The 22,372-nt window shown below is 67.0% G+C and carries 27 protein-coding genes; 1 reads left to right on the top strand and 26 read right to left on the bottom strand.

The annotated features are described in order from the left end of the window. Window positions 1-123: 123 nt before the first annotated feature. The 7 genes from F8O04_RS12180 to F8O04_RS12150 form a co-directional block, all read right to left on the bottom strand. The gene (locus F8O04_RS12180; protein WP_158029630.1) at window positions 124-942 is read right to left on the bottom strand and encodes a hypothetical protein; all 819 of its coding nucleotides are present in this window, start codon (window positions 940-942) and stop codon (window positions 124-126) included. Window positions 943-967: 25 nt separating this feature from the next. Next, window positions 968-2,902, bottom strand: coding sequence for a hypothetical protein (locus F8O04_RS12175; RefSeq protein ID WP_158029629.1), 1,935 nt, complete (start codon window positions 2,900-2,902; stop codon window positions 968-970). A gap of 1 nt (window position 2,903) precedes the next feature. Continuing rightward, window positions 2,904-3,347 (bottom strand): hypothetical protein, encoded by a 444-nt coding sequence (locus F8O04_RS12170; RefSeq protein WP_158029628.1) that lies wholly within the window; start codon window positions 3,345-3,347, stop codon window positions 2,904-2,906. A 16-nt stretch (window positions 3,348-3,363) separates the two neighbouring features. Continuing rightward, window positions 3,364-3,954, bottom strand: coding sequence for a hypothetical protein (locus F8O04_RS12165; RefSeq protein ID WP_158029627.1), 591 nt, complete (start codon window positions 3,952-3,954; stop codon window positions 3,364-3,366). After that, entirely contained in the window at window positions 3,951-4,955 is a 1,005-nt protein-coding gene (locus tag F8O04_RS12160; RefSeq protein WP_158029626.1) for a hypothetical protein, read from the bottom strand. The genes F8O04_RS12165 and F8O04_RS12160 overlap by 4 nt, the downstream gene beginning before the upstream one ends. 68 nt (window positions 4,956-5,023) lie before the next feature. Further along, window positions 5,024-5,824, bottom strand: a complete 801-nt coding sequence (locus F8O04_RS12155) for a hypothetical protein (RefSeq protein WP_158029625.1) — start codon at window positions 5,822-5,824, stop codon at window positions 5,024-5,026. A gap of 11 nt (window positions 5,825-5,835) precedes the next feature. Then, window positions 5,836-8,673, bottom strand: a complete 2,838-nt coding sequence (locus F8O04_RS12150; RefSeq protein WP_158029624.1) for a phage tail tape measure protein — start codon at window positions 8,671-8,673, stop codon at window positions 5,836-5,838. Window positions 8,674-8,696: 23 nt separating this feature from the next. On the opposite strand from F8O04_RS12150, the gene F8O04_RS12145 reads away from it, so the two are divergent. Beyond that, window positions 8,697-9,128, top strand: a complete 432-nt coding sequence (locus F8O04_RS12145) for a hypothetical protein (RefSeq protein ID WP_158029623.1) — start codon at window positions 8,697-8,699, stop codon at window positions 9,126-9,128. On the opposite strand, the gene F8O04_RS12140 is transcribed toward F8O04_RS12145, so the two are convergent. From F8O04_RS12140 to F8O04_RS15120, 19 genes are all read right to left on the bottom strand, one after another. Further along, on the bottom strand, window positions 9,111-9,479 hold the full coding sequence (locus F8O04_RS12140) for a hypothetical protein (RefSeq protein ID WP_158029622.1): 369 nt from the start codon (window positions 9,477-9,479) through the stop codon (window positions 9,111-9,113). The genes F8O04_RS12145 and F8O04_RS12140 overlap by 18 nt on opposite strands. Before the next feature lie 65 nt (window positions 9,480-9,544). Beyond that, window positions 9,545-10,099 carry a hypothetical protein gene (locus F8O04_RS12135; RefSeq protein WP_158029621.1) on the bottom strand — a complete coding sequence of 185 codons (555 nt, stop codon included), beginning with the start codon at window positions 10,097-10,099 and terminating at the stop codon, window positions 9,545-9,547. 87 nt (window positions 10,100-10,186) lie between these two features. Then, complete coding sequence (locus F8O04_RS12130; RefSeq protein ID WP_158029620.1) at window positions 10,187-10,699, bottom strand: phage tail tube protein; 513 nt, start codon at window positions 10,697-10,699, stop codon at window positions 10,187-10,189. Window positions 10,700-10,701: 2 nt separating this feature from the next. Beyond that, on the bottom strand, window positions 10,702-10,869 hold the full coding sequence (locus tag F8O04_RS14880) for a hypothetical protein (RefSeq protein WP_188726431.1): 168 nt from the start codon (window positions 10,867-10,869) through the stop codon (window positions 10,702-10,704). Window positions 10,870-10,924: 55 nt separating this feature from the next. After that, entirely contained in the window at window positions 10,925-11,317 is a 393-nt protein-coding gene (locus tag F8O04_RS12125; protein WP_158029619.1) for a hypothetical protein, read from the bottom strand. Further along, complete coding sequence (locus F8O04_RS12120) at window positions 11,314-11,706, bottom strand: hypothetical protein (protein WP_158029618.1); 393 nt, start codon at window positions 11,704-11,706, stop codon at window positions 11,314-11,316. Before F8O04_RS12120 ends, F8O04_RS12125 begins: the two co-directional genes overlap by 4 nt. Beyond that, window positions 11,703-12,083 (bottom strand): DUF6093 family protein, encoded by a 381-nt coding sequence (locus tag F8O04_RS12115; protein WP_158029617.1) that lies wholly within the window; start codon window positions 12,081-12,083, stop codon window positions 11,703-11,705. The genes F8O04_RS12120 and F8O04_RS12115 overlap by 4 nt, the downstream gene beginning before the upstream one ends. Before the next feature lie 7 nt (window positions 12,084-12,090). Beyond that, on the bottom strand, window positions 12,091-12,534 hold the full coding sequence (locus F8O04_RS12110) for a hypothetical protein (protein ID WP_158029616.1): 444 nt from the start codon (window positions 12,532-12,534) through the stop codon (window positions 12,091-12,093). A 61-nt stretch (window positions 12,535-12,595) separates the two neighbouring features. Beyond that, the gene (locus F8O04_RS12105) at window positions 12,596-13,855 is read right to left on the bottom strand and encodes a phage capsid protein (protein WP_158029615.1); all 1,260 of its coding nucleotides are present in this window, start codon (window positions 13,853-13,855) and stop codon (window positions 12,596-12,598) included. Between the two features lie 51 nt (window positions 13,856-13,906). Further along, a complete protein-coding gene (locus F8O04_RS12100) occupies window positions 13,907-14,389 on the bottom strand; it encodes a hypothetical protein (RefSeq protein WP_158029614.1) in 483 nt (160 codons plus the stop codon). A gap of 52 nt (window positions 14,390-14,441) precedes the next feature. Then, window positions 14,442-15,224 (bottom strand): VG15 protein, encoded by a 783-nt coding sequence (locus tag F8O04_RS12095; RefSeq protein WP_158029613.1) that lies wholly within the window; start codon window positions 15,222-15,224, stop codon window positions 14,442-14,444. Further along, window positions 15,199-16,536 (bottom strand): phage portal protein, encoded by a 1,338-nt coding sequence (locus tag F8O04_RS12090; protein WP_188726430.1) that lies wholly within the window; start codon window positions 16,534-16,536, stop codon window positions 15,199-15,201. The genes F8O04_RS12095 and F8O04_RS12090 overlap by 26 nt, the downstream gene beginning before the upstream one ends. Beyond that, window positions 16,536-18,221 carry a terminase gene (locus F8O04_RS12085; RefSeq protein WP_158029611.1) on the bottom strand — a complete coding sequence of 562 codons (1,686 nt, stop codon included), beginning with the start codon at window positions 18,219-18,221 and terminating at the stop codon, window positions 16,536-16,538. The genes F8O04_RS12090 and F8O04_RS12085 overlap by 1 nt, the downstream gene beginning before the upstream one ends. Window positions 18,222-18,294: 73 nt before the next feature. Then, window positions 18,295-18,654, bottom strand: coding sequence for a hypothetical protein (locus tag F8O04_RS12080; protein WP_158029610.1), 360 nt, complete (start codon window positions 18,652-18,654; stop codon window positions 18,295-18,297). Window positions 18,655-19,340: 686 nt separating this feature from the next. After that, window positions 19,341-19,571, bottom strand: coding sequence for a hypothetical protein (locus F8O04_RS12075; protein ID WP_158029609.1), 231 nt, complete (start codon window positions 19,569-19,571; stop codon window positions 19,341-19,343). A gap of 250 nt (window positions 19,572-19,821) precedes the next feature. After that, window positions 19,822-20,514, bottom strand: coding sequence for a DUF4145 domain-containing protein (locus F8O04_RS12070; protein ID WP_158029608.1), 693 nt, complete (start codon window positions 20,512-20,514; stop codon window positions 19,822-19,824). A 181-nt stretch (window positions 20,515-20,695) separates the two neighbouring features. Then, entirely contained in the window at window positions 20,696-21,358 is a 663-nt protein-coding gene (locus F8O04_RS12065; protein WP_158029607.1) for a hypothetical protein, read from the bottom strand. A 214-nt stretch (window positions 21,359-21,572) separates the two neighbouring features. Further along, window positions 21,573-21,995 carry a hypothetical protein gene (locus tag F8O04_RS12060; RefSeq protein ID WP_188726482.1) on the bottom strand — a complete coding sequence of 141 codons (423 nt, stop codon included), beginning with the start codon at window positions 21,993-21,995 and terminating at the stop codon, window positions 21,573-21,575. Continuing rightward, on the bottom strand, window positions 21,946-22,308 hold the full coding sequence (locus tag F8O04_RS15120) for a hypothetical protein (protein ID WP_225735045.1): 363 nt from the start codon (window positions 22,306-22,308) through the stop codon (window positions 21,946-21,948). Before F8O04_RS15120 ends, F8O04_RS12060 begins: the two co-directional genes overlap by 50 nt. Window positions 22,309-22,372: the final 64 nt, after the last annotated feature.

Genomic DNA, 22,372 nt, shown 5'->3' with positions numbered 1-22,372 from the left:
GTGGCGGGGGGCGGCGCGCGAGCCGGGGGCGCGCCCACACAGAACACCGCAGAGAGAGAGAGAGAGAGAGAGAGAGAGAGAGAGAGAGAGAGAGAGAGAGAGAGAGAGAGAGAGCCGGGTGCGTCACGATGCCGCCTTCCAGGTCAGAGAACCGGTCAAGACCGTGCCCGCGGGTGGCGGGCCGAGCACGATGAGCTGCGTCGAGGTGACGTGCGCCGGCCACCACGCGCCCGCGCCGTCGGCAAGCCACCCGTGCCCCTGCGTGTGCGCGGGCTGGAATGCGGCCGGGAGGGTGGCGACGTGCTCGACCGTGCCCGCTTTCGTCAGGCCCGTGACCGCGGCGATGACGCGCGTGCCGACCTTCTCGAGCGACACCGTGCCCGCCGACGCCCCGATCGTGCGTGTCGCCGTCCCGGTAAGGCTCGCCGTCCACGCGACGACCGCCGCGTCCACCGCCTCGGTGGCCTTGGTAGGGATCGTCTTGATGAGCGCGGCGGTCTCATTGCGGAGCTTCACCCACTCCGGCAGCGACGTGCCGCCCGGCGCATCCACCACGGCATCCGTGATGTCGACCGTCTCCCCGGCCGGCGCATGCAGGTAACCGGACCACTTCGGTACGCCGTTCTCTTTCGCGTTGACCGTGACTCGGTATGGGATGCCGCCCAGTTCCTCCGAGGACACCACCTGCACGCCCGGAAGCCCCGTGTGCGCGTTGGTGAGGGTGCCGTCCATGCCCGAGGTGAGCGTGTAGGACCTAAGCAACAGCAGCGTGTTCGACTCCGTGTCCGGCGCCCACACAGACCTCACCGGGTCGAGCGTCACCGTCACGCCATGCAGCACCTCCGCGTCCGGGAGCGTGCCCACGTCATCCCCGTCAGGGGCCACGGCGAGCACGTTCCCGACGACCGTCGAGTACTTCAGGTTGGCCGGCAGTTCAGCCATGGAGCCCTCCTCAGGGATGAAGTCGTCAACCAATCGGGGCGGCCGTGATGAGCAAGTCCCTCGCCGACCCCGGGTCACCCATCACCCAGGTCGTGATGCCGGCCTGGTCTGACACCTCGACCCGCAGAATCACCGGCACGAGCGGCGGAAGCCCGTCGACGATGAACGTCGGCGTGTGTGTGGACCCGTTCGTGTCCGCCGCCGCTGACAGGTGGACGGCAGGGCCCGCATTCCAGTTCACGGTGTCCGCTGTCCACGCCACCCGCATACGGCCCATGCCAGAGGCTGAGCCGCGCTTGATGAAGCAGCGCGTCGTGACCAGGAGACGCCCACTGTCGCCAGCGGACGTTTGGAGCGTCGCGTTCGGCAAGCCCACATAGTTCGCGGTGCCGGAAATCTCCGCCCCAGTCCCGGGGACACGACGCCACACCGGCTTCGAGAGCGCCTCCGAGCGACGCTGACCGAACCGACGCGCCCCGGGCACATCCCGCCCGCCATCAGCCCAGATGCGTCGCATCCGGAACCGGGCACGGCCGGACTCCGGGTACGGCTCCCAGCAGGCGAACGACTCACCCGGGCCGGCACGCAGGTTCGCGTTCTTCAGGATCAGGTCGCGGCCGTCGACCGAGATGATGACCTCGTCACCCGACCGCCACCACTCGACCCGGTGAACACTCGACGCATCGGTGGACATGGCCGGGATCGACCAGGTCGCCATCGTCGTCATCGCGGCGCCGGTCGTGGGCCGGTACTGCGCGAGCACCGTGCCGGACGAGTAGAAGATGAGATGCAGGCCAGTCGTCTGCCCGTTACCGCCGGCCACGATCCCAGGCTGGTTCCACGGGATCAGCGCGGCCATGCCCGGGTCGGTGAGCGTGCCGTTTCGCGTGTCCCACACGAACTCGACCCCCTGCCGTTGCACGGGCGCGCCGAGGTCCGCCTCGACGTATCCCCACTGCGCCCCACCGCCAAGCGGCGGCGTAGCGAGGTCGAGCATCCCGTCCGCGACGGTGAACGCTCCCGCGCCGGACAGGTTGCCGCCGACGGGGAGATACCCGAGCGACTGGCCCGACTGCACCGCGTTCGGGGGCGTCGTGTTGCCCGCGAAGTCATGCCAGAGCATCGGCGCGTCACCAGCGTCGACGCGAATCGGCGCCAGAGCCCCGGCCAGCGTCGCCGGCACCACATGCCGGGCCGCGTCCGCGCCCGCTAGCACCTGCGCCGGGGTTGCGCGCTGGGAGACACCCGCGACCGTCTCTGACGCCACCGGCGGGGCGGGCACGAGCGCATCGATCGCCTGCTTCACCGTGAGCGGCGTCATGCCCTTCGTGTTGACCGTGCCCGCCCTCGCCTCGCCCTCCGTCGCGATGGGCAGGCCACCACGAGCGGATGCCGTGGCGGCCGGGATTCGGGCCGGGTCGAGCACGCCCGAGTCGAGGTCAGCGGCGGTGTGCTTGTGCTGCAGCGCCGCCTTCTGCGCCAGCAACGTCGAGATCTGCTGCCCCAGCGTCGTGTTCGCCGTCTGCACCGTGGCGCCGATCTTTGACGACGACCAGGTCGTCTCCGTGCCCGTCTGGTCGTCGTTGATCGCGACCGACGCCGAGCCCGTGTCGCCCTTGTCGCCCTTGTCGCCCTTCAGACCTTGCGGGCCGCGCACGTTCCCGGCGGTGAGCTCGCCCGTCTTCGTGTCGCCATCCATGACGTCGATGACGAGCAGGTCACCCTCGACGCGCGCGTTCGCGAGGCCGAGACCCTTGAACCCCCGGTCGCCCTTCACGCCCTGGATGCCCTGGATGCCCTGAATTCCGCGGTCGCCCTGACGGCCACGGACATCGCCGACGACGGCGCCCGCCTGCTGCAGCGTGTTCCCGTCCATCAGGTCGACCACGAGTGCGTCATTGACGATGCGCGGATTCGCGAAACCGAGCCCTTTCAGGTCGGCGATCGTTACCCAAGCCATGTCACACCCATCTCTTCAGTCGGCCATTCGTGGTATCGAGCCAGAGTCGGTTCCGATTCGCGTGCGGCGTCGGCCACACCCACACGTCCCATGCCGCCGGAGACGCGTCGATCGCGTCGCCGATGTCTCCGCCCCACGCGGCTGGGATGAATCGCCACGGCATCACATCGACGCCGACCATGCGGCGTTTGCCGTCCGCGGTCGTTACCTCGTCGAACCACGCGACCTCGACCGTCAGCCACACGGCCGGCCGCGCCGACGTGAAGTCCGCGAGCTCGACTTCGAATGAGCCGTCGGTTGCGGGCTCGACCTCGACGACCGCAGTCGTGAGCAGCCCGGACGAGATCGATGCCGGCCCCGACGGGCGGAACCGCACCAGCGGGCGCCGGTTCGAGGGGAGCGCCGCCCCCGTGAGTTGCTGCACCGTGCCATGCCAGAGAGCCATGCGTCTGCCTTTCGGATCACGGCACGGTGGTGCCTGGGTAGCCGCCACCGCGCGCCCACACGATCAGCCGGTTGAGTTCCGCACGAAGCTCGTTCACCCGGTTGGTCAGGTTGTTGACGCCGCTCTGCGCGGTGCTCGCCGCCGACGCGGCACTGTTCGCGGTTGACTGCGCCGTGGCAGCGTTCGATATCGCCGTGCCGGCGCGGTTCCACGCGTTCGTCGCGTTTTGGTTCGCGGACGCGGCCGCGGACGCCGCCCCGTTCGCGGTCGACTGCGCCGCCGCCGCCGCGTTGATGCCCTGCGTCGCGCGCGTCTGCGCGTACGCGGCGCCGTCATACGCCGACCACGCCACCTCCGCGGTGTTCTCGATCCGTGTCGACAGGGAGTCCGCGACGGACTCCACCGATCTCTTGCCCCCCTGATACGGCATCACGATGCCCGACGAGTCGACCACATAGGCCCCCGCGTGCATCGTCCCGCCGTCACGCATTGTGATGTCGCCCGTGACGGTCATGTGGTTCTGCGGCGTGCCGTGCTCGAGCGCCTGCAGGCGAGCCGCGATCTCGAGGATCGCGGCTCGGAAATCGTCAAGATTGTCGAGCCTCATCGCGCCTCCTGCAGTTCCAGATGGACGTTCTTCGTGCCGTCACCTGAGACGCCGATGACCACGCACTGGTACCAGCGCTGCTCGAGCAGCTTCTCGCCGATGGGGTACACCCGGATCACGCTCCCCAGTCGCACGGTCGGAGTGATCTGCCCGATGCGCACCGTGAGCGAGAACTGCGTCGTCGGCTTGTCGTGCGCGTCCCGATAGGCGCGGGCGTGCTGGTTCAGCTGCGCCTGATTCGACACGAGCTTCATCGGGATAGTCGTGTGCCGGTACGGGCCCCGATAGGACGGTGAGACGTGCGCGAGACGGCCGGTGAGCATGTCCTGTCCCGACCCCTCGCCGGCCACCACGACACCCGTGATCTGCTTCACCGCGTCGATCTGCCACGACCACGACACGACCTCACGGCCCGCCGGCACTATGTACTCGGCCACCACCGAAGCGATCGGCTGTGGTCCGAATGTGGGGCGCAGGCCGATCGAGCCGTCGGCCTCGAGAATCGGCTGCAGCTCGACCGAGGGCGCGCCCTCGCTGTCCTGCAGCTCGCGGATGATCGATCCGATGGTCTGCAGCTCGTGCTGCGGGATCGATCTCGACACCGACCCAGATGTTTCGGTGCCGCCACCGCTCAGCGGCAGGTTCCGGCGCGGGTCCGCGTACCCAGAGACCGCGTGCCGGATAACCCGAAGTAGCGCACCCGTGGGTGAGCGGTTCGTGATCGTGAACGGCGCCTGCCCGTAGTCCTGCACGAAGTGCGTGAACCGGTCATCGGCCAGCGTCAGGATGTCCTCGCAGTCGAGTTGCACGAGATCCGCGCCGGCTTTCGATGTCTTCACGACCGGCGCGTAGCACACCGGCTGTCCATCCCAATGCGGCACCAGCGACACGTAGAACGGCTCGAGCAGGTCACGAGCATCTTCCGCCGTCCACCGCTCCGTCGAGATCGTCGCCGACGAGCGCGGCTTGCCGTTGTACTGACGGCCCCATGACGGTGCCATCACCTCCACCGGCACGCGACGCTTCCCGGAATGTGTCTCCACCAGCCACCACGACCACATACGGCCTCCTAGAGGTAGGTGTCGACGATCTGCATGGACTCGACGACGCCGGTCCCCGTGACTGGTTCGACCCGCACCGTGAACTCACCGTTCGGCGGCACGGACCAGGGCTCACCCGAATGCAACGCACCGATGAGGAGAGCGCCCGACGTGGTGCGGACCTCCATCAGGTCCGGGCGGATCACATGCCGCACCCCCGCGCCGGCCGAATTGACCCGCAAGAAGCCGCGCGTCTCCGACCCATCAAGGAGCCGCAGACCGTAACCAGACGTCATCGCAGTCGCAGCGCGCACCGTGACCGTCGGGGCCGCATCCCACGAGCCACGATGCGACACCGCCAGCGACTGTCCCGTGCCCGTGTAGCGGCGCGCCGTACCGAAGATGAATGGGTCGGGGGCGTACATCGCGAGCCGGTAGTTCGCCCGATTCAGGTAGTACAGCGGCGAGAACTCGGGCTGCTCGAGGCGCTCGACATCACACCACTCGGTGCGCCCGGAATGCTGAACCTCGATGCGCTCCGTTCCTGTACGGAAGAGCTCTCGGAACTGATCTCGCATCGCGAGCAGCTCCGGCTGTGAGGAAGCAATCGCCGGCCCGGCGAGCGGTATCACCCGGCCCTCCGGCTGCACGTTCCCCACCAGCGTGCCGGGCCGAGCGAGAAGGCCCGTACGGTCCGACCGGAACGAAACTCCGTCGTGCCATCCAGTGAGCCCCTGGTCGCGGATGAAGAATCCCGTGCGCGTCCTGTGCGTTCCTTGCCCGGAAAACTCGAGACCGCCGATTCTCACGAGCACGTCACTATCTGGCACCACGGCCTCCTCTACGACGAGCGAAAGACATCCGCGACCTTGTGCGCAGCGCGCGTCGCGATCGCGTCTACGGACGGCATGCCGCGGGCGTCGATGGGCACCGTCACAGTCACGTCACCGCGCCCGTACTGGTTCGTGATGACCGGGTACTGCGGGCCGACGGCGCCGCCCTGCGCGAACGCGGGAACACCGGCGCGCATCGCGGCGCGCCACGCGTACACGGCACCCTGGCCGCCCATCAGGTCGACCTCTTGCGCCGTCAGCACGTGCTCGCCGGGTGCGAGGACAGCGGGCACCGAGTCGACGCCCTTCGGGCCCGCACCCCAGATGGCGCCACCAGCCGCGCGACGAGGCACTTCACCATCCGGTGTGCTCGGCGTCACCCACTCCGTGTATGCATATACACGGATCCAACGGCCGTTGTTGTTCTCGATCCAACTGTCAACCGCATCCTGGGCAGGCTGGGTGTTCGCGATGATCTCTGTTGCGATCTCTTCCGGGATGCCGTTGAGGTCGTCGGCGTATTGGACGGCATCGTCGTGGGATTCACCCATCGCGATCGCAGTGTCGTAGACCTGCTGCCAACCGTTCTGCAATGCAGCGGTCATGTCTTCGACGCTGCCCGTGGTCTCGTAGACCTGGGCCGCGTAGTCACGCGACGACTGCCCGAGATCCAAGAGCGCCGCCATGTTGGCGCGTCCGGCCTCGGTCGTCAGGTCGAGCGACTGCCCGTTCGCCTCAATCGCGGCCGTCGCGGCGTCTACCGCCGCGTAGTAGTCCATCTCGGCATTGATCGAGTCGTACAGCACCGAGTTGTAGTCACGAAGCGCATCTGCGAGCGACTCAATCGCCCCCGACGTGTCATCCGCCGCCGCGGACTGTTCCGACAGTGCGTCCGCGAAGTTCTCTCCGGCAGTGTTCGCTTCCTCGAGTGCCATCTGCGCAAGCGCGAGAGACTCCTCGTAGGTGTCCGCCTCGCCCTCAACGATCCCCAGGCCATCGGCCTGCTCTGCGAGCTGCGCCCGGTACACAGGCATGGAATCGAGCAGGTTGACGAGCGCCTCATCCCCACCATGAAGACTCTCCGCCATGAGCTGGAACGCTTGCGCGGCGGCAGGACTGTCGTACTCGGCCAGCTCGGCAAGGTTCTTCCCGAGCTGGTTGAGCATCGATATCTGCTCGTTGAGGTCCGCGTTCCACGTGTCCCACGAGCCGCGGTTCTGCACGTCGTAGTAGGCAGCTGCTGCGGCAGCCGCATCGTCAAGCCCACCGACCAGCCGCGCGATTGACTCGGCATCCTGATCCGCGCCGGCGAACAGGCCGAAGAAGTTGTCGCCCTGAGTGTCGGCCCACTTCTGATGCGACGCCGCAAGCACATCGCTCGCGCCAGCCGCAGCCGTAAATGCCTCCTGCGCACGCGCCGCAGCGTTCGAAGCCGCGACGAGACGATCAACGACGACGCCGATGAGCGGCGCTGCTGCAAATGCAGCCTGACCGGCCAGAACAAATGCGCCGCCGGCTCGAGCCGAAAGGCGACCAAGCGCCCCCCGGGCGGAGTCGGCAGTGAAACCGAGCGTCGCAAGCGCGGTGCGAAACGCCGCGATCTGCGGAATGGCAATCAGCATGGTCCCGCCGACCAGCAGCACCCCCGCCGTGATCGCGCCCAGCCCGAGTACGGTCCCCTGTATCGCAGGGTCCATTGATGAAAACGCATTGACCGCTTCGGTGGCGTTCTGGACGAGACCCCGCAACGGCCCATCCGCTGATGCGCCCATCTTGATCAGAAGCGTGTCCCACGAGCCCCCGAGGATCTGCAGGTCACCATTCAGGTTGTCGAGGCGCGCCGCCGCGGTCTCCGCTGCAGCACCCGAGTCGTCAACGGTCTCGGTCCACTGCTCGATACCCGCGCGGCCCTCGTTGTAGAGGATGTTGGCGCCACGGATCGCGTCCTGTCCGAAGATCGTCGCCAGAGCCGCGTTGCGCTGCTCTGCCGTGAGGGTGCCGAGTGCCTCCTCCAGCGAGCCTGCGAGGTTGGCCATGCCGACGAACTCGCCAGACGCGTCATATGCCGAGATGCCGAGCTCTTCCATGAGAGTGGCGGCTTCGCCGGTGGGGTTCGCGAGGCGCAGCAGCATCGACCGGAACGACGTACCCGCATCGGAGCCGATGAGTCCAGCCGACGCGAAGGCCGCGAGCGTTCCGACGGTCTCTTCGAGCGAGGCGCCCATCTGCGCCGCGACGAGACCCGACTGGTTCAGCGCGCCCGAGAGGTCTGAGACGCCACCCTGGGCGTTGTTCGCGGCCGACGAAAGCAGGTCGGCAATGTGAGCCACGTCGCTGCCGGCAAGACCGAACTGCGTCATGGTCGACGCCGCGGTCTCCGCAGCCGATGCGACGGATATGCTGCCCGCCGCGGCAAGGTCGAGCGCGCCCGTGAGGCCGCCCGCCAGGATGTCGGCCGTCGAGACGCCCGCCTTCGCCAGGTTCTCGATACCGTCGGCCGCTTCGACCGCCGAATAGGCCGTGTCCATGCCTGCCTGGATCGCGGCCTCGGACAGGAGCTCCATGTTGCCGGCGGTCTCACCCGTCGCCGCCTGCACCTGCGACATCGCCTGGTCATAGTCGGCGTACGCCTTCACCGCGGCGCCCACTCCGACGGCGATGAGACCGCCGAGGACGAGCGCCCCCCGGCCGACCTGCTGCATCGCCTGCGTCTGCGACGCCATCGCGCGCGACGTGTCCTGTGCTGCCCGCTCGGCCTCGCGCGTCTTGCGCGACGCCTCGTCCATGCCGCGCAGATAGTTCTGCACGTCCGCGATCAGCGAGACCTTGACGCTCTTGTCAGCCACCGAGACCTCCTAGGATGCAGGGCATGCGACGAATCGCCCCCCTAGCTGTCGCGCTGCTCGCGCTGGCGGGATGTGCCACGACGGACACGGATCACTCGGCCGGCTCTTTCAGCGACCCGGAGAAGGACCTCGAGGTGTGCGACGCCTACATCGGCGGCGAGATGCTTGTCACTTCAGCGGCGATCTGGAAATCTCTTGCCGCCGACCCATCAGGCAACGGAATCGATCAATCCGAGTTGCGCGTTCTCATCGGCGACATGCAGCGCAACGAAGAGAAGGCGTCCGACGAACTCGTGTCGCTCCTCGAGTTGTACAACGCGCCGATGTACACGCTGGGCTCGATATTCTTCGAAGGCGCAGCCAACGAGACCATCGACACATCGAATGTGGAATCCGACGGCTTGGCGATCATGGAGTTCTGCGGCGACCTCGGCTACTCATTCGACGGCAGTTAGGTCCCGTTTCACGACGGGGATGAACACGCCGTCGAGCTGATCCGGTGACTCTTTGTACGCTTCCCGCCACTGCCGGTGCGCTCGCTCGCGGGCACGGTTCGCGAAGTTGATTTGCGGTTCGAGCGCAATGAACTCGTGCGTCGCCTCCGGGTTGTCTGGGTCTGCCAGTGGCGTCGATTCTTCCCATCGCTTGAAGCCGTTCTCAGTGGTTTCCGCCTCGATCGCCCGATAGGCCACGATCATCGCTCGATCCATGTCGTCGAACTCGGGCTCACGATCGATGCGCCAGCCGGCCTCGTCGCGCTCGAGGCGCCACGACGGTTCCCGTCCCCAGAATCGCGACGGCGACACGCCGAGCGCGATCGCCGCTCCGACGTCGGCGTGCAGGCCTGGGAGGGGCGCGCCTGCTGACGCCTCTAGGCTTTTTTTGCTCTCCCGTACATGGCGCGCGATCCGTCGCCCTCATTGAGTGACACGACGGCCGTCCCGAGCCGAATCAGGTCGCCACGGTTGATGTTCTCCCAGAACTCGCGCCATTCGGCCGCGGACGGTTCGTCGACGGTGTCCCCGTCGACCACGCGCCCCGTGGCCTCGACGGCGTCGATCGCCGCACCGAGCACTGAGAAGCCGTTCGCGTTGTCCTCGGGCAGCCGCTCACCCTTCGCAGGGAGCGGGTTCTTCGCGAGGATCTGCTGCCACTGCGCGGACGGCATCTCGAACACGCGGATCGTGAGCACCGAGTCGTGCAGTTCTTCCTCGAACTCGCGCACCGCCTTCATGGCCTCTTCGACAGCGGCCTCGGGGTTCTCGCCCATCCGCATCTCTTCGGCTTCTTCGGGGACGGAACGGCGCGCGTCCGTCACCGCTTTCATCAGCGCCTCGCGTTCAGCGAGACGCGCACGGTCGAGCAGCACCGTTACGTCCTTGAATGCACGGCTGACTGTTTTGAGCTTGTTTCCAAGAATGGACATTGAGAAGTCTCCCCACCACTGTTCCCCACCACTGAAGGAGACTCCGGGCGGGGCGTGGTGGGGTGACCCCGCCCGGAGAGTGAATGACTACGCGACGAGGGCCTTGCCCTCGATCGGCTGATCGAAGTGATGCCAGGTGATCGTCTTCGTCTGCATCGCGTTGCCGACAGGGATGTTGCGGACCTTCATGCCCACGCGGACCGGGATCGCGTCGTACTCCTGTCCCGCAGCGAGGGGCTCGTCGTGGGGCACGTACGGGCGGTGCACGTGGTAGAACTCCTCGTCCTCGATGAACGCGTTGTCGGCGACCGATTCCTCGCCGGATGCGACGATCGTGGTCTGCAGCGTGTCCGTGCGGCGTCCGCGTTCCGTCAGTGACTGGCCGAGCGTGAGCCGGTCGTCGTTGACGGTTTCCTCCGAGGGCGAGCGGTTGTAGCCGTCGCTCGTGAAGGAGTACGTGACATCGATCGCGGTCTCGGCCTCGAGCTCGGTCACCGTGATGGCTGAGGGGTCCTCGATCGCTGTAGCCGGGACAGCGAGAATGAGATAGCGGTCCGACCCGCGGATGCCGCGCTCCGGGCGGCCAGTGTTGATGCCCATGACTAGGCCTCCTTCTTGCCGCTGGTGGCGGTGCTCGAGGCCGGTGTCGGCCGCTTCGACCCGACCGGCACGTAGCGGTCGGGGAACTTCTTGACGAGATCCGGGTGCACATGGAACGGCCCGTTTGGCCCCTCCACCTTTACCCGTTCAACGGTGTCGTGATGGCTCACGGTTCCTCCTGAAATGAGAAAAGCCCCCGGGGTGGGGGCTCGTGTTGTGGTGGGGTTAGGCGGGTCGCGATCGGAATGAGTACTCCTGGATCGCGTCCCAGTACGGGGCTCCGGTGTCGTCGCGCTCGGGGCCAAGCGCGGCGTCGCGTTGGATCGGGTCGCACTCGCGCCCCTCGACGAGCGGGATGACGCCGACCCCTGCGGGGCGTACTGCGCCGTCGACTTGGTCGGCGACCCACTGTGCTTCGCGCGGACGAGGCGCGATGGCATGCGCCACTACCGTCACGTCTCGCGGTCCACGGGATCCCGTGAGTCGCTCCTGCACGTCGAACGTCGCGCCGCCGAGCAACAGTACGTACTCGGTCGCCTCGCCCGGCGCCTCGAAAAGGTACACGTCGACGTCAGTGATGAGGTCCGCGAACGCCTGCATCTCGGCGAACGAGCTCACAGGGCATCCTCGATCGCGTCGGCGATAGCGATACCGAGGCCGCGCACGAAGTCTTCCTCGTTCTCATGCAGCGCATGCGCGAGGGGGCCACGGGCCGGGAAATACTTCGACCCGTACTCGATGAAGTTGCCGAGCGCGCCCTGTGCGACGTCGCGACGGAACCCGATGTCGGCGCCGATCGAGTCTCGCTCGGCGCGCATGTCGTAGTCGATGGCGGGCGGAATGCCGCGAAGCTGCTTCATGCCCTTCGTGTTGTCGCGCGCATCGTCCTTGACCTTGCGCGCCGTGACCTCGACCGCCTTCCGCACGTTCGGTGCGGCCCTGCCGGGCACCCGGTCGAGGTTGGCGGCGAGGTGCCCCACCTCAGAGAAGTCGAACTCGATGCTCATCCCGGGGTCACCTCCTCAACAGGCAGCCGGCGCAGCGTGGAATGCGTGAGCGCGCGATGCGCCTTCACACGAAACGTCCGCCCCTGCATGTCCGGGTCGTACTCCGACAGCGTGATGAGCGCGACATCGTTGCCGCGCACGGCAGTGGATGACTCGACGGGGAGCTTCAGCAGGAAGCTGCCCTCGTCTTGCGCCTGACCCGCGACGAACACCTCGCGCACGTCCTGGCCGCGCTCCCGCAGGGAGCATGGGCCTTCGTAGACGGTGACGGTGACGTGCTCGTAGCGGCCCGTGGTCTCGTTGAACTCTTCGGTGTCGGTCGTGCGCGTGATGACGCAGTGGTCGGTGAGCATGCTCTCCGCCTCGATGCGCCCCATCAGAAGGTCAATACCCGCGGCCGTCATAGAGATGCACCGGCCCTCCGTTTGATGTGGGCGCCCAGATGCTCCGTGTCTCCCACGACGGCCCGTACTGGATCGTCGAGATGCCGCCCGAGCTCCCCGGCCGGCACGCCCGCAGTGTCGCAATCTGTGACGCTGAGAAAAGCTCTCCGCGCTCCCACCGACGAGTGACTTCCTCCGTCGTGACCGACGTCTTCCCGTCCGGGTTGACGTACGCCGACGCTGCCACCATCAGCACGATGGCCGACACCTGTTCTGGCACGGTTTCGAGCGTCCAGTCCGGTCGCCGGGCTTCGCCGCGTGCGAGATCAGAGATGACCGACACGACGGTGGCCGCCCTCTCGGACTCGGGTGAGCCCGGCGCCGGCGCGGACAGGCCAAGCCATGCGGAGATCTGTTCGTGGTCCGCGAGTGGCGCACCGGCCATGAGAACCCTCCCGGGGTGTGAGCAGGGGCACCCGAGCGTGGCCGGGTGCCCCTGCTGGTTACTACGCGGCGGTGACCGTCACGTTCGGGTCGGTGCCGCCCTCGAAGGAGACCGTGCCGACCTCGACGGTGACGCCCTCGCTGAAGGTGAGCGTCTTCGGGCTCGTGCCCGAGACCTGCGCGCCCGAGACGCCCTCGACGCCGTTGAGCGCCGAAGCGATCACAGCGTTCGTGGCGTTGTGGGGCAGCTCTTCCGTCTCGGTGCCGTCGACCTCGAGCGTGTACGTGCCGCCCGTGGGCGAGCCCGTCACGGCGAGCGTGTACGTCGACGCTGCGCCGGCATCGGCGGCCGCGGCGGCCTCGGCTGCCCCGTACTGCACCTTGATGGCGCGACGGAACTCGAGCTGCGGCTCGTCGTTGTTGCCGAGCACGAGCGAGCCGTCCTCGTTGACCTCCGGGTCGGTGACGAGCGAGGCGCCGACGAAGGCGTGCACGACCGAACGGTCCGTGAGGTGGTCACCGTCGTAGTCCCAGATCTGGGTGACCGCGAGACCGTTGCCCGCGGCGACCGCTCCGCTCTTCACGTTCGAGATGGGCGGCGTGGGGGCGACGACCGCGATCGCGAGCGCCGACGAGTGCACGAAGTACGACTCGTCCTCGCCGAGCGCGTCCACCTCGATGATCGTGAAGCCGGCGAGGCGTCCAACGACGCCATCGCGCAGCGCCTCCGGGATTCCGGCCTTGTCGACCTCGAGCAGCTGGTCCGTCGACGAGATCGACTCGGCCACCGACGAGCCGACCAGCCAGTAGCGGCCGCTCGTGGGCACGTGCGCGTCCTGGAACAGCTTCCGGGCACGCAGCGCGACCTTGCGGGCGTCCGCGACCCGGCCGGTACCCTCCGGGTCGTAGGCGACCTCCATCGTGAAGTCTGCGCCACGCAGGGGCTTCACGATGGCGCGCTCGAAGTAGTCGACCATCGCGTCGACCTGCGGCTTCTGCACGTCCCGCACGTAATCGACCTCGTCGAGCGTGCGCTCTTCGGCGCCGATCGCGACAGCCGAGTACGGGTGCTGGTCGAGCACGACGGGGATCTTCGTCTGCACGAGACGGTCGACCACGATCGCGTCCTGGTTGCGCCACCCCTTGTCACGGGCGACGAGCACCGGGGGTCGCTTCACCATGACCGTGTCACCGGCCGCGCCGGTGAAATCGGCCTTCGTGAACTTCCACGTGAACAGGCCGGGGAGCTTCACTTCGCGGCGCAGCAGATCGAGGGCGGTGCCCGCGAACTTCTGTGCCTTCTGCCAAACGTTTGCCGCCATGGCGGTCCTCTCTTTCGTGAGAATTCAGGCCGCCAGGCGGCGAACCTGTGGTTACTGCCCGAGCGCTTCGGAGACGATGTCTTTCGCGGAGCGGTCGGGGTCCTGGTTGGGGCGTGCCCCGCCCCGAAGTCGGGGCTTCGGTTGCTGCGTCTCGGGCTTGCCGATGCCGAGCTCGTCGAGGAGCGTTGATGCGTCCTCGACCATCGCGTCGAAGTCGTCGCCGTTGAGGCGCGATGCGAGCGATGCGGGTACGCCGAGCTTCATCGCGACCTTGAGCTGCAGGTTCTCTCGCTGCATCTCCTTCGCGCTCTTCTCGGCGTCGGTAGCGCGCTGCGCGGCCTGCTTGCGGTCGGCGCGCGCCTTGTCGATTGCGCGTCGGGCTCGCTTCGCGTCGAACGGGCCATCGAAGCCCGCGTCGTCGTCCTGCTCACCCTCGTCGCCAGCCTCGTCGTCGTCGGCATCCTCGGTGGGCTGCTCGTCGATGTCTGGCTGCTCTTCCTGCTGACCGTCACTCGACTGGTCTTCGTTCTCCATTGGGTTCCCTTCCTTGAGGGGTTGCCGGCGCCCACCCTCTGGGCGCCGAGGTCTATACGTCGAACGGCCTGCCCGTCTTGGCCAGGTAGTTCAACCGGTGCATCTCCCGCGTCACGTTCTTGGCCGTGTGGGGGCGGTCCTGCTCGGTGAGATTGCCGAGCGCCACCTGATACATCTCGCGGGACTCGGCCAGGAACGTTTCGTAGTCCTCGCCGAGCGCGCCGTCGTCGGGTACGAGCGCGTAGCTGCATTTGCAGTGGTCGTGAAACTGCGGTGCGGCCGGGATCGGCACGCCCTCCGAGATGCGCCTGCTCGTGTTCCGCATTGCGTGGAATCGGCAGATTGGGCATGCGCCGGGCTGTGCCACTCGACGGAGCAATTGCGACTCGCCAGACGCGCGAGCTGTCCGCTCGAACGTGCGGCGCGCCCCCGACAGTGCGTGACGTGTCGCCGCGCCTGACGACGCCGAGAACACCGCTCGCGCGACATCCTCGAATCGCTCGCCCTGCGACAGCAGGTGCTTCGCACGCATTGGCCCGAGCACCTCGAGCGACGTCGCCACCGCCGGCACCTGCAAGCGGTCCGGCACGATCGTGATGAGCCCTGACCCGGCGCCCTCGTTGCGGAACCGGGCGTAGTACTCGGCAGCAACGTCAACGGACTCCCGGTGGCCGCGCTGAACGATCGGCACCGCAGCCTGCAGCCAAGCCGGCGCCGACGCGTCGATCGCCGACAGATTCAGTGCCGGGAACACGCCGGCAAGGCGCGCCGTTGTCCGTGCCGCGACACGCGCTTGCTCGCGCCTGAAGCTATCCGTCAGCGAAAGGATCGTCATCGCCAAGCCCTTCCAGCATCTGCCGGTACGGGTCGTTGGCGAGCACTTCCTTCCACCGACGCACCTGATCCGGCGAAATATCGGGGATGAGGTCCCACAGCTCCTGCTTCGGCACGCCGAGCTGCGACGCGATCTTGCCGAGCGCATCGGCCATCTGCGACATGGACCGGATCGTCGAGTCGCGCCAGTCACACACGCCCGCGTAGTCGTCCCACGCGTTGGCGATCCCCTGCTCGAGGCCGGCGAGACGGAACCACTGGCCCCACGAGGCCGCGAACGACTCCTCGTAATCCTTGATCTTCCGCTGCGTCGACCACTCCTCGGCAGCCTGCGCCTCGGCGCCGTCCGACGTGTTCGACTGCGAGCCGACGATCGCCTTCTGCGCGATCTGAGCCACCGACGCTAGGTCCTGCTTCGACGCCGTCCCGGCCTTGATGTACCCCTCGAGATCCGTGCCATCGAGCGTGAACGCTTTCGACTGCTCGCCCTCGAGGATGAGCAGTCGGTCCCGCTCGAGCACCAGCTTCTGCTGCTGCGCCTCTTCCTGAGTTCCCGGCTTTTGCATGCCCGTGAGCACGCGGATCTTCCACGACGCGAAGGTCTGCGTCATGAGGAGGTCGAACTTCGCCTGATCGATGGATCCCTGGATGGGGATGAGGCGCTCAACCTCACCCTCCGCCGACCCCTCGTCGTCCATCTCGCCCGTGAACCGCACGATAGGAGGCAGCCCGACGTCGTGGGCCTGCTCCTCGATGTACTTGAGGTCTTCCCCGTCGTGGCCGCCCTCAATGCGGTACACCGCGTCGCCATCGATCACGAGGAAGTGCGACTTCTTGTTTGACGCGGTCTCGCGGATGATGCCGAACTCGGGCCAGTGATCGGCTTCCGGGTCCTGATAGACCGCGAGAGCGTTTTTCGCCGAGTAGATTTTCGACACCGGCACCGGGTCGCCCGGCAGTAGCGTGGAATACGCGACGCCGCCCCGGAACACGGCCCGGTAGAGACGCTTCTGCCGCATGCCCATCGCGTTCCGACGCCATACATCCATCAGGTCGTCTTTCGTCGACTCGATGCCGGGGATGTAGTCCCGCATCTCGATCGACTGCGCCAGGATGCGGATCACGAGCCCGATGAGGGGCGTGATTGCCTTCTCGCGGAGCCCTTCATACTCGGTGGACGCTTCGCGAGGCTTGTACGCCTTCACGTGGTCGCCCTTCGCCCACGCGTCGAACACGATCTGCGCATCGCGCTCCCGGTTCAGCTGCGGGATGAGCACGTCGTGCGCGAGCTCGATGACCGAAGCCTGCTTCATCACCACACGCCGCCCCTTCCTTGACCCCGCTTCGTAGCGAGGTTCATGACTTGGCGGCGCACCATGCGCGCACCGACTGCTGCGACCGCGAGGTCGATCTTCCGGGGCGACTCGCGCCCGTCCTTCATGAGCGAGACGCCGTGCTGTGTGGGGAATCGGCGCGCGTTCTTCACGTGCCGGGACAGCTCGGCGTGCGCCGGATGCGGCACGTTGCCCTGGTCCGCTTCCTCGACGAACAGCTCGGCGGCCTCGACGAATCGGGCGCCCTCCACGTGCCGGTTCGACATATCGAACTCGATGGAGTGCCCGTCACGGCCCGGCCGAGCCCAGATGAGGAGCTTCGAGTGGAAGTCCTGGTGCCACTTGTCGACCGTCGCCTTCCAGTACAAGTCGGCGGTGCCGTCCTCGCGGGTGTGCGACGGGTCCGCGAAGAACCCGACGACCCGGTAGTCCTTGAACGCCTGCCGCACGCGCTGCGACACGACCCCGCGGGGCGCGGTCCACTCGCCTCGGCGAGCCTTCGGCGGCGCGACCCACAGTCCCAGCGGGAACAGTGCCCCGTCGGCGACGCGACAGGCCACGAGGACCGTCGCGTCGTCGGACTTCGACCCGTCGAAGAACAGGACGACCTCGTCGCGAGGCTCGAGGCGCAGCGACGCGTCGCCGTTCGAGTCCCACGTGAACGGGTCCATCCATGCGTCTTCGGCCGCGACGATCTGGTTGAACCACTTCCGGCGAGACTCCGACACCGGGTTCTTCGGGTCCATCACCGACGCGCGGATGCGGGCCGGCTTTAGCCACACCGCATCACCACGCACCGACTCGACAACGCGCTCGATCGTGTCTGCCGCCGCATCGCCGGTAAGCCGCACCTTCGGGTGCGCCTCAAGCGAGTCGTACATGATCCCGTCGAAGCTGACCTCGTCCGGCCGCGCGAGTGACGCGTCCATGGCGAGCCGGGTGCGTTCGAGGATCGAGTCGCGGCCAGGCTGAAACGCGTTTGCGATGCCGAGGAAGCGGGCCCCGTTCGGGTTCTTCATCAGGTTGCCCTCGACCGCGTCGAACATGGCGTGCCCGCCGTTCTGGGCACGCCAGTACTGCATCTCGTTGCCGAGCACGGCCGTCGTCCGGGCGCCCTCGATGGGCTCCGGATTCGATGTCAGCGCCTCGAGGAACCGCGTGTCACCGAGCGCGTAGATCTGCTCCTTGTTGACCTGCAGCCCGTACTCGCGCTTCGCTTCCTCCGTGAACAGGCGAGGGAACACACGCATGGTGTTCTTCGTCTGACGCTGCGTGACCGCGAGGACCTGCACCCACGCGTCCGGCTCTTCGACCGCGTACGGCGCGCCCCGGCGGAAACCACCGAAGCGAGAAACGCCGACGAGCTCGTTCGCGAGCACGACCGCCGCGAGCGGGTCCTTGCCCCACCCCTTGAGTCGCTGAAGCCACGCCTGCCGTCCGTAGACGAACTCGCCGCGCTCGTCGACCGCGTACCACCACAGCCACCAACGTGCCTGCTCGGCCGTGAACCGCCACGGCTCGCCGGCCTTGAGCTGCAGCCGTTGCCCGGCCCAGACGAGACCGTCCCATCCGATGGAGTGCTCGGGGAGGATGAACCGGCCGGCGTGGTCGGTCTGCCACGTCGGGCCGATCGCCGTCGCCGGGAACTCCGTGGCCGGCGACACCCACGGCTCCGAAAGAAGCTCCTGGTAGTAGCGGCGGATCTCCCGGCTATCGTCATGCGCAGCAGCACGGCGCCTACGCGCCACGATTCCACCGGGCCTGGGCAGCCTTGCGCGCTGCCTCAGTCCTCGGCGATTCCTCCGCCTGCTCGCCCTCGGGCAGCCTCAGCGCCTTCATGAAAGCGATGTACGCGGCGCGGTGCTGGCGAACCTCCGCGAGCAGCGGATTCGCGACCTCCTGGCCCATCGACCCGCGCACGATCAGCTTGGAATCCTTGAGCACATCCTCGATTCGGGCGACGAGGGTCAATTCGCGGCACGCGGCCTCGAGCGTCGGATACTCGTGCTCGTCGAGGTCGTAGACCTGCAGCGTCTCGCGCCACACCTTCTGCGCCGCCGCCGACAGCCCGGGCGGGGCCTTGCGTTTCTGCGCCATGACGCGCCCCCCTTCCTGCCGTGACGACCTGTCGTCACGATCGGGTACCACGCCCCCGGATCGACCAGGGGCCCAGTCGAAAAACAGAGCGAAAATGCATGCGTTCGGATGTCTGCTAAGCCCGACGGCTTTTCAGACGGCGCGAGGGGGGCTCCCCCTCGCTCGTCGATCACTCGCTCGACCTCGGCTCGGGCTCGCCCTGGTCCGGCCGTCGGCGGGTCGTGTCGCGTCGGTGTGTCGTGTTGAGCGGGTCGTGTCTCGTCATCGCAACCACGGAAGCGCGTCGGCTGGTGCGCCGGGGTGCCGCTCAGGGGTGCGCCTCTTGGCATCTACCCACTTGGCGTGCTGCGCAGCCTTCGCTTGCTTCTGCGTCTCGGCGTCATGGTGGGTACGGCACAGCCACTCGAGATCCCCCAGGTTGTGACTACCCCTTCCCCCTGCGTGGTGGAGGTCCGTCCCCTGCCGGCGACACCGGGTGCCTGCGGTGATGCGCTCGCACTGCCCGCCCGCGCGCTTCTTGGCTTGGGCTCGGAGCTTGTGCCACTCACGAGGGAGGGAGGCGCGGCGGTTGCTGGTCTCCCATCCCATGGGGTCACGGCTCCCCGTGCTTCTGCTCGCAGTGGCGCGCGAGGGACGGCACGACGAATGTGGTGCCGCATAGGCTGCACCGCCACGCGTCGTACGGGTCAGACATCGATCACCGTGAGTGACGCGCCGCCCTGCAGGTTGAGGAAAGTCGTGTCGGGAACCTCGTCGATGGCGATCTCGACGTCGTCTGCGATGAGCTCGACCTGCACGATCTTCGATTCGCCCGCTGACCGAACCGACATGACCGTGCCGAGCTGGGCGCCGATCGGGGCGCCGTTGATCTCGAGGCTCGCGCCGATGCGGATGCGGGTAGTGCCGGTGTCGGTCATGTCGGGGCTCCTAGTCTTCGGTGAGCGTGGGCCTCGCGTCCCCGATCAGTCGCAGCGCGAGAGTCAGGGGTCTGCCGTCTGGGAACGCGAGGCCGGTCCAGGCATGACGAACGCCCCGCGGCTCTTGGCCTGCGGGGCGTTCGCTTGAGATTTGGGCGCACGTATCCGGCGCGATCAACGAGGTAGAGGAACCGGCTTCATGTTCACCGCCTCGAGCATGGCTTCCGATAAGTGCCGCGTGTCGATTGGTTCAAGCGTCGGCAGGGTTGACCGACGCTGGACGGCGCCGAGCGTACATGTCCGCGCGCCGTGCGTCAGCGACGAATACGTCATCTAGAACGAACCTCAGGACAGTCAAGGCATCCTCGGCGTCTTCCTGCGAGGGCACCTCGTCGATGTCACCGTGCGCCATGTCGTTACCCAGCACGCGCAGCAGGTGCGCCATCTCTTTGGTGCCGGAACGGATCATTCCCTGATCCGCCATCGCGTCGATCTTGTCGAACAGCGACCCACTGCGGACGCCCTTCGACTTAGCCGTTGCCTCGATCGTGCTGCGCACAAGCAGTAGCACAGCACGATAGGCGCCGATACTCGACGCGTGATGCGCCTCGGTCAGATATCCCGCAACACCGCCCGGAAGGAATTCGGTCACGGCAGGCTGAAGGAGGGGTGGGGCAAACGACAGATTCGTCATACTGCCTCCGATCGACTTTGCGGCCCTGCCGTCGATGTCCGAACCCGCGCTGTAATGCCCGCGCTGGATTCTCGCGTCCCCTAGCACGCAGTTCATGCGCCCGCAGTTGTCACACGTCGTCGCGAGCTCAACACGAAGCAATTGCTGCCCCATATCATTATCGGGTTGATCTGGAGCTTCGACCACGCGCCCAAAGTGGGCAGTGAAGTGAACGCGGTTGGCGCAGTACGCGCAGGTGCCATCGAGCATGACACCAGTATCGCGCGCCAAGCGCGAGCCCGGCCATCAATCTCGCTCGCAACCGCAGATGATTGGGCTACACCTGGAAACACGAAAGGCCCCGTCAGGTCGACGGGGCCTTTCGCTAGCTTCGGCGTTCCGATTCTGGGCGCACGAATGCCAAGTGCCTACAGCCTATCACTTTGCCAGGTCACGATGCGTTACTCGAGATGCGGAGTGTCGCGGCGATCGCGTTCACGCCCTTGGCGATCGGACCGCACCAGTGGCACACGAGCTCGGCCGACTCGATGGGTCGCGACTGCAGGTACCTGAGCACCACCGCCGGCGCAACCGAGTCTTCGGTCACGACCTTCTCGCCTGCGCAGATTGGGCACGGATCGGTGACCTCTCGCTCCGTCGGTGGCTGCAGCATCATGTTGATGTCTTCGATCCACGACTCGAGGGTCGCAGTCCATTCCGCCACCTCCCCCGCTGTCGGGTGCGAGGCACGGAACGCTTCGGCCCACTGCCGGCAGGTGTCCGACAGTGGGCCAAAGCGGATGCGCGTGGAGAGGCGGATCAAGTCGCGGGTCAGGTCCCCGGATATTCGCTCCGACAAGTCCATCGGGCCTGCTGCGACGAGGATTCTCGAACCGAACGCAGATCCCGTGCCTTGTTGCATGCCGATCGCGATCTCACTCTGCAGCTCGTCCAGGAGGCCTGCGCGGATTCCTTTGACGGTCTCGCGCCGGTTCGTGACCGGGTCGAGCACCTCGGTCTCCTCCCGGTGTGGGCCGGTCAGGATTGCGAGCAGCGGCGACAGGACGTCACCCGTGCCCGAGTTACCGACGTCGCCCGAGCCCAGGATGTCCACCCCCGACCATCTGCGTCACGATTCGGAACGACGGGTCGTAGCCGGTGCCGTAGCTTCTCTCAGTTCGTTCCGGCGGGGCGCACCGCTCCCCCCATTTCGTGGTGTGGATCGACATGCTCCCGTTCCGTTGCACCGCGTGCCGTTCACCGCACTGGGGACACACCCTGATTGTGATGCCCATGGATTTCTCCTCCATCATCCGCATCGATCAGATTCACTTCGTGCTGCTGTTGAGCTCGGCGGCGCGAGCAGCCCGCGCCTTCTCGATCTCCTCCCTCATGAGCCGGGCGAGGGTGGACTCTCCCCCGTGCTGCGCCCGAGCTGCCTTCTCTTCCTCCCAGGCCCGTTCGGCCTCGGCGTTCTCGATCGCGCGGCGTCGTTCCCGCTCCACGCGAGTCGTGGGCTCGTCCAGCCGGCGGAGCGCGTCAAGGATGTCGCCGGGCACGATGGGGCGGCGATCTTCGTTCGTGCGCTCTCGAAGGAGCATCTGGCCGGCTCTGCGGGCGTCGTCGAACGAGATGCCCGCGAGCACTTCGGCCCAGATCAGTGAGGCGCCCTCGAAGTCGTGAGCGCTCATCGATCGAACGTCACCCCAGTTCAGCAATTGCAGGAGCTTCCCCGCGTCGCTGGGTCTCACGATCAACCTCCTCTCGTTCCATGCGCGCGATCACATCGAGGTGCGTCATGCGCTTCTCGTTACCCCCTCGTGCCTGTGGCAGCTCGTCGTCCCAGCGACCCTGGTTGAGCCAGGTCACGAGGTGCGGCACGAACTGGGCATCGGTGGTCTCCCGGTAGGCGTCACCGAATCGGGCGATCGCGGCGCCGATCATCTCGATGTCTTCCGTCTTCGCGAGCCGCTTGAACTTCTCGAGCGCCGGCTTCCGCTTGTCCTTCCGCGGCCACCGCGGCCACACCTCGTCGAACACCTGCTCCGGCGTCGGGCCAGGCACGTCGAGCGCACCGCGCGAGAGATCCTTCAGTGGGTCTACTTCACTGGGTAGTACTTCTGTGTGT

This window comes from Pseudoclavibacter endophyticus (genome assembly GCF_008831085.1).
Classification (GTDB): domain Bacteria; phylum Actinomycetota; class Actinomycetes; order Actinomycetales; family Microbacteriaceae; genus Pseudoclavibacter; species Pseudoclavibacter endophyticus.
The sequence above is the reverse complement of the archived record's forward strand: the minus strand, read 5'-3'. Positions and strand labels throughout refer to the sequence as shown.

Excerpts from the sequence above, each read along its gene's own strand:
- F8O04_RS12180 (WP_158029630.1), bottom strand. The coding sequence starts at position 942 with ATGGCTGAACTGCCGGCCAACCTGAAGTACTCGACGGTCGTCGGGAAC.
- F8O04_RS12175 (WP_158029629.1), bottom strand. The coding sequence starts at position 2,902 with ATGGCTTGGGTAACGATCGCCGACCTGAAAGGGCTCGGTTTCGCGAAT.
- F8O04_RS12170 (WP_158029628.1), bottom strand. The coding sequence starts at position 3,347 with ATGGCTCTCTGGCATGGCACGGTGCAGCAACTCACGGGGGCGGCGCTC.
- F8O04_RS12165 (WP_158029627.1), bottom strand. The coding sequence starts at position 3,954 with ATGAGGCTCGACAATCTTGACGATTTCCGAGCCGCGATCCTCGAGATC.
- F8O04_RS12160 (WP_158029626.1), bottom strand. The coding sequence starts at position 4,955 with ATGGCACCGTCATGGGGCCGTCAGTACAACGGCAAGCCGCGCTCGTCG.
- F8O04_RS12145 (WP_158029623.1), top strand. The coding sequence starts at position 8,697 with ATGCGACGAATCGCCCCCCTAGCTGTCGCGCTGCTCGCGCTGGCGGGA.
- F8O04_RS12135 (WP_158029621.1), bottom strand. The coding sequence starts at position 10,099 with ATGTCCATTCTTGGAAACAAGCTCAAAACAGTCAGCCGTGCATTCAAG.
- F8O04_RS12130 (WP_158029620.1), bottom strand. The coding sequence starts at position 10,699 with ATGGGCATCAACACTGGCCGCCCGGAGCGCGGCATCCGCGGGTCGGAC.
- F8O04_RS12120 (WP_158029618.1), bottom strand. The coding sequence starts at position 11,706 with ATGAGCATCGAGTTCGACTTCTCTGAGGTGGGGCACCTCGCCGCCAAC.
- F8O04_RS12115 (WP_158029617.1), bottom strand. The coding sequence starts at position 12,083 with ATGGGGCGCATCGAGGCGGAGAGCATGCTCACCGACCACTGCGTCATC.
- F8O04_RS12110 (WP_158029616.1), bottom strand. The coding sequence starts at position 12,534 with ATGGCCGGTGCGCCACTCGCGGACCACGAACAGATCTCCGCATGGCTT.
- F8O04_RS12105 (WP_158029615.1), bottom strand. The coding sequence starts at position 13,855 with ATGGCGGCAAACGTTTGGCAGAAGGCACAGAAGTTCGCGGGCACCGCC.
- F8O04_RS12100 (WP_158029614.1), bottom strand. The coding sequence starts at position 14,389 with ATGGAGAACGAAGACCAGTCGAGTGACGGTCAGCAGGAAGAGCAGCCA.
- F8O04_RS12095 (WP_158029613.1), bottom strand. The coding sequence starts at position 15,224 with ATGACGATCCTTTCGCTGACGGATAGCTTCAGGCGCGAGCAAGCGCGT.
- F8O04_RS12090 (WP_188726430.1), bottom strand. The coding sequence starts at position 16,536 with ATGAAGCAGGCTTCGGTCATCGAGCTCGCGCACGACGTGCTCATCCCG.
- F8O04_RS12080 (WP_158029610.1), bottom strand. The coding sequence starts at position 18,654 with ATGGCGCAGAAACGCAAGGCCCCGCCCGGGCTGTCGGCGGCGGCGCAG.
- F8O04_RS12075 (WP_158029609.1), bottom strand. The coding sequence starts at position 19,571 with ATGACCGACACCGGCACTACCCGCATCCGCATCGGCGCGAGCCTCGAG.
- F8O04_RS12070 (WP_158029608.1), bottom strand. The coding sequence starts at position 20,514 with ATGCTCGATGGCACCTGCGCGTACTGCGCCAACCGCGTTCACTTCACT.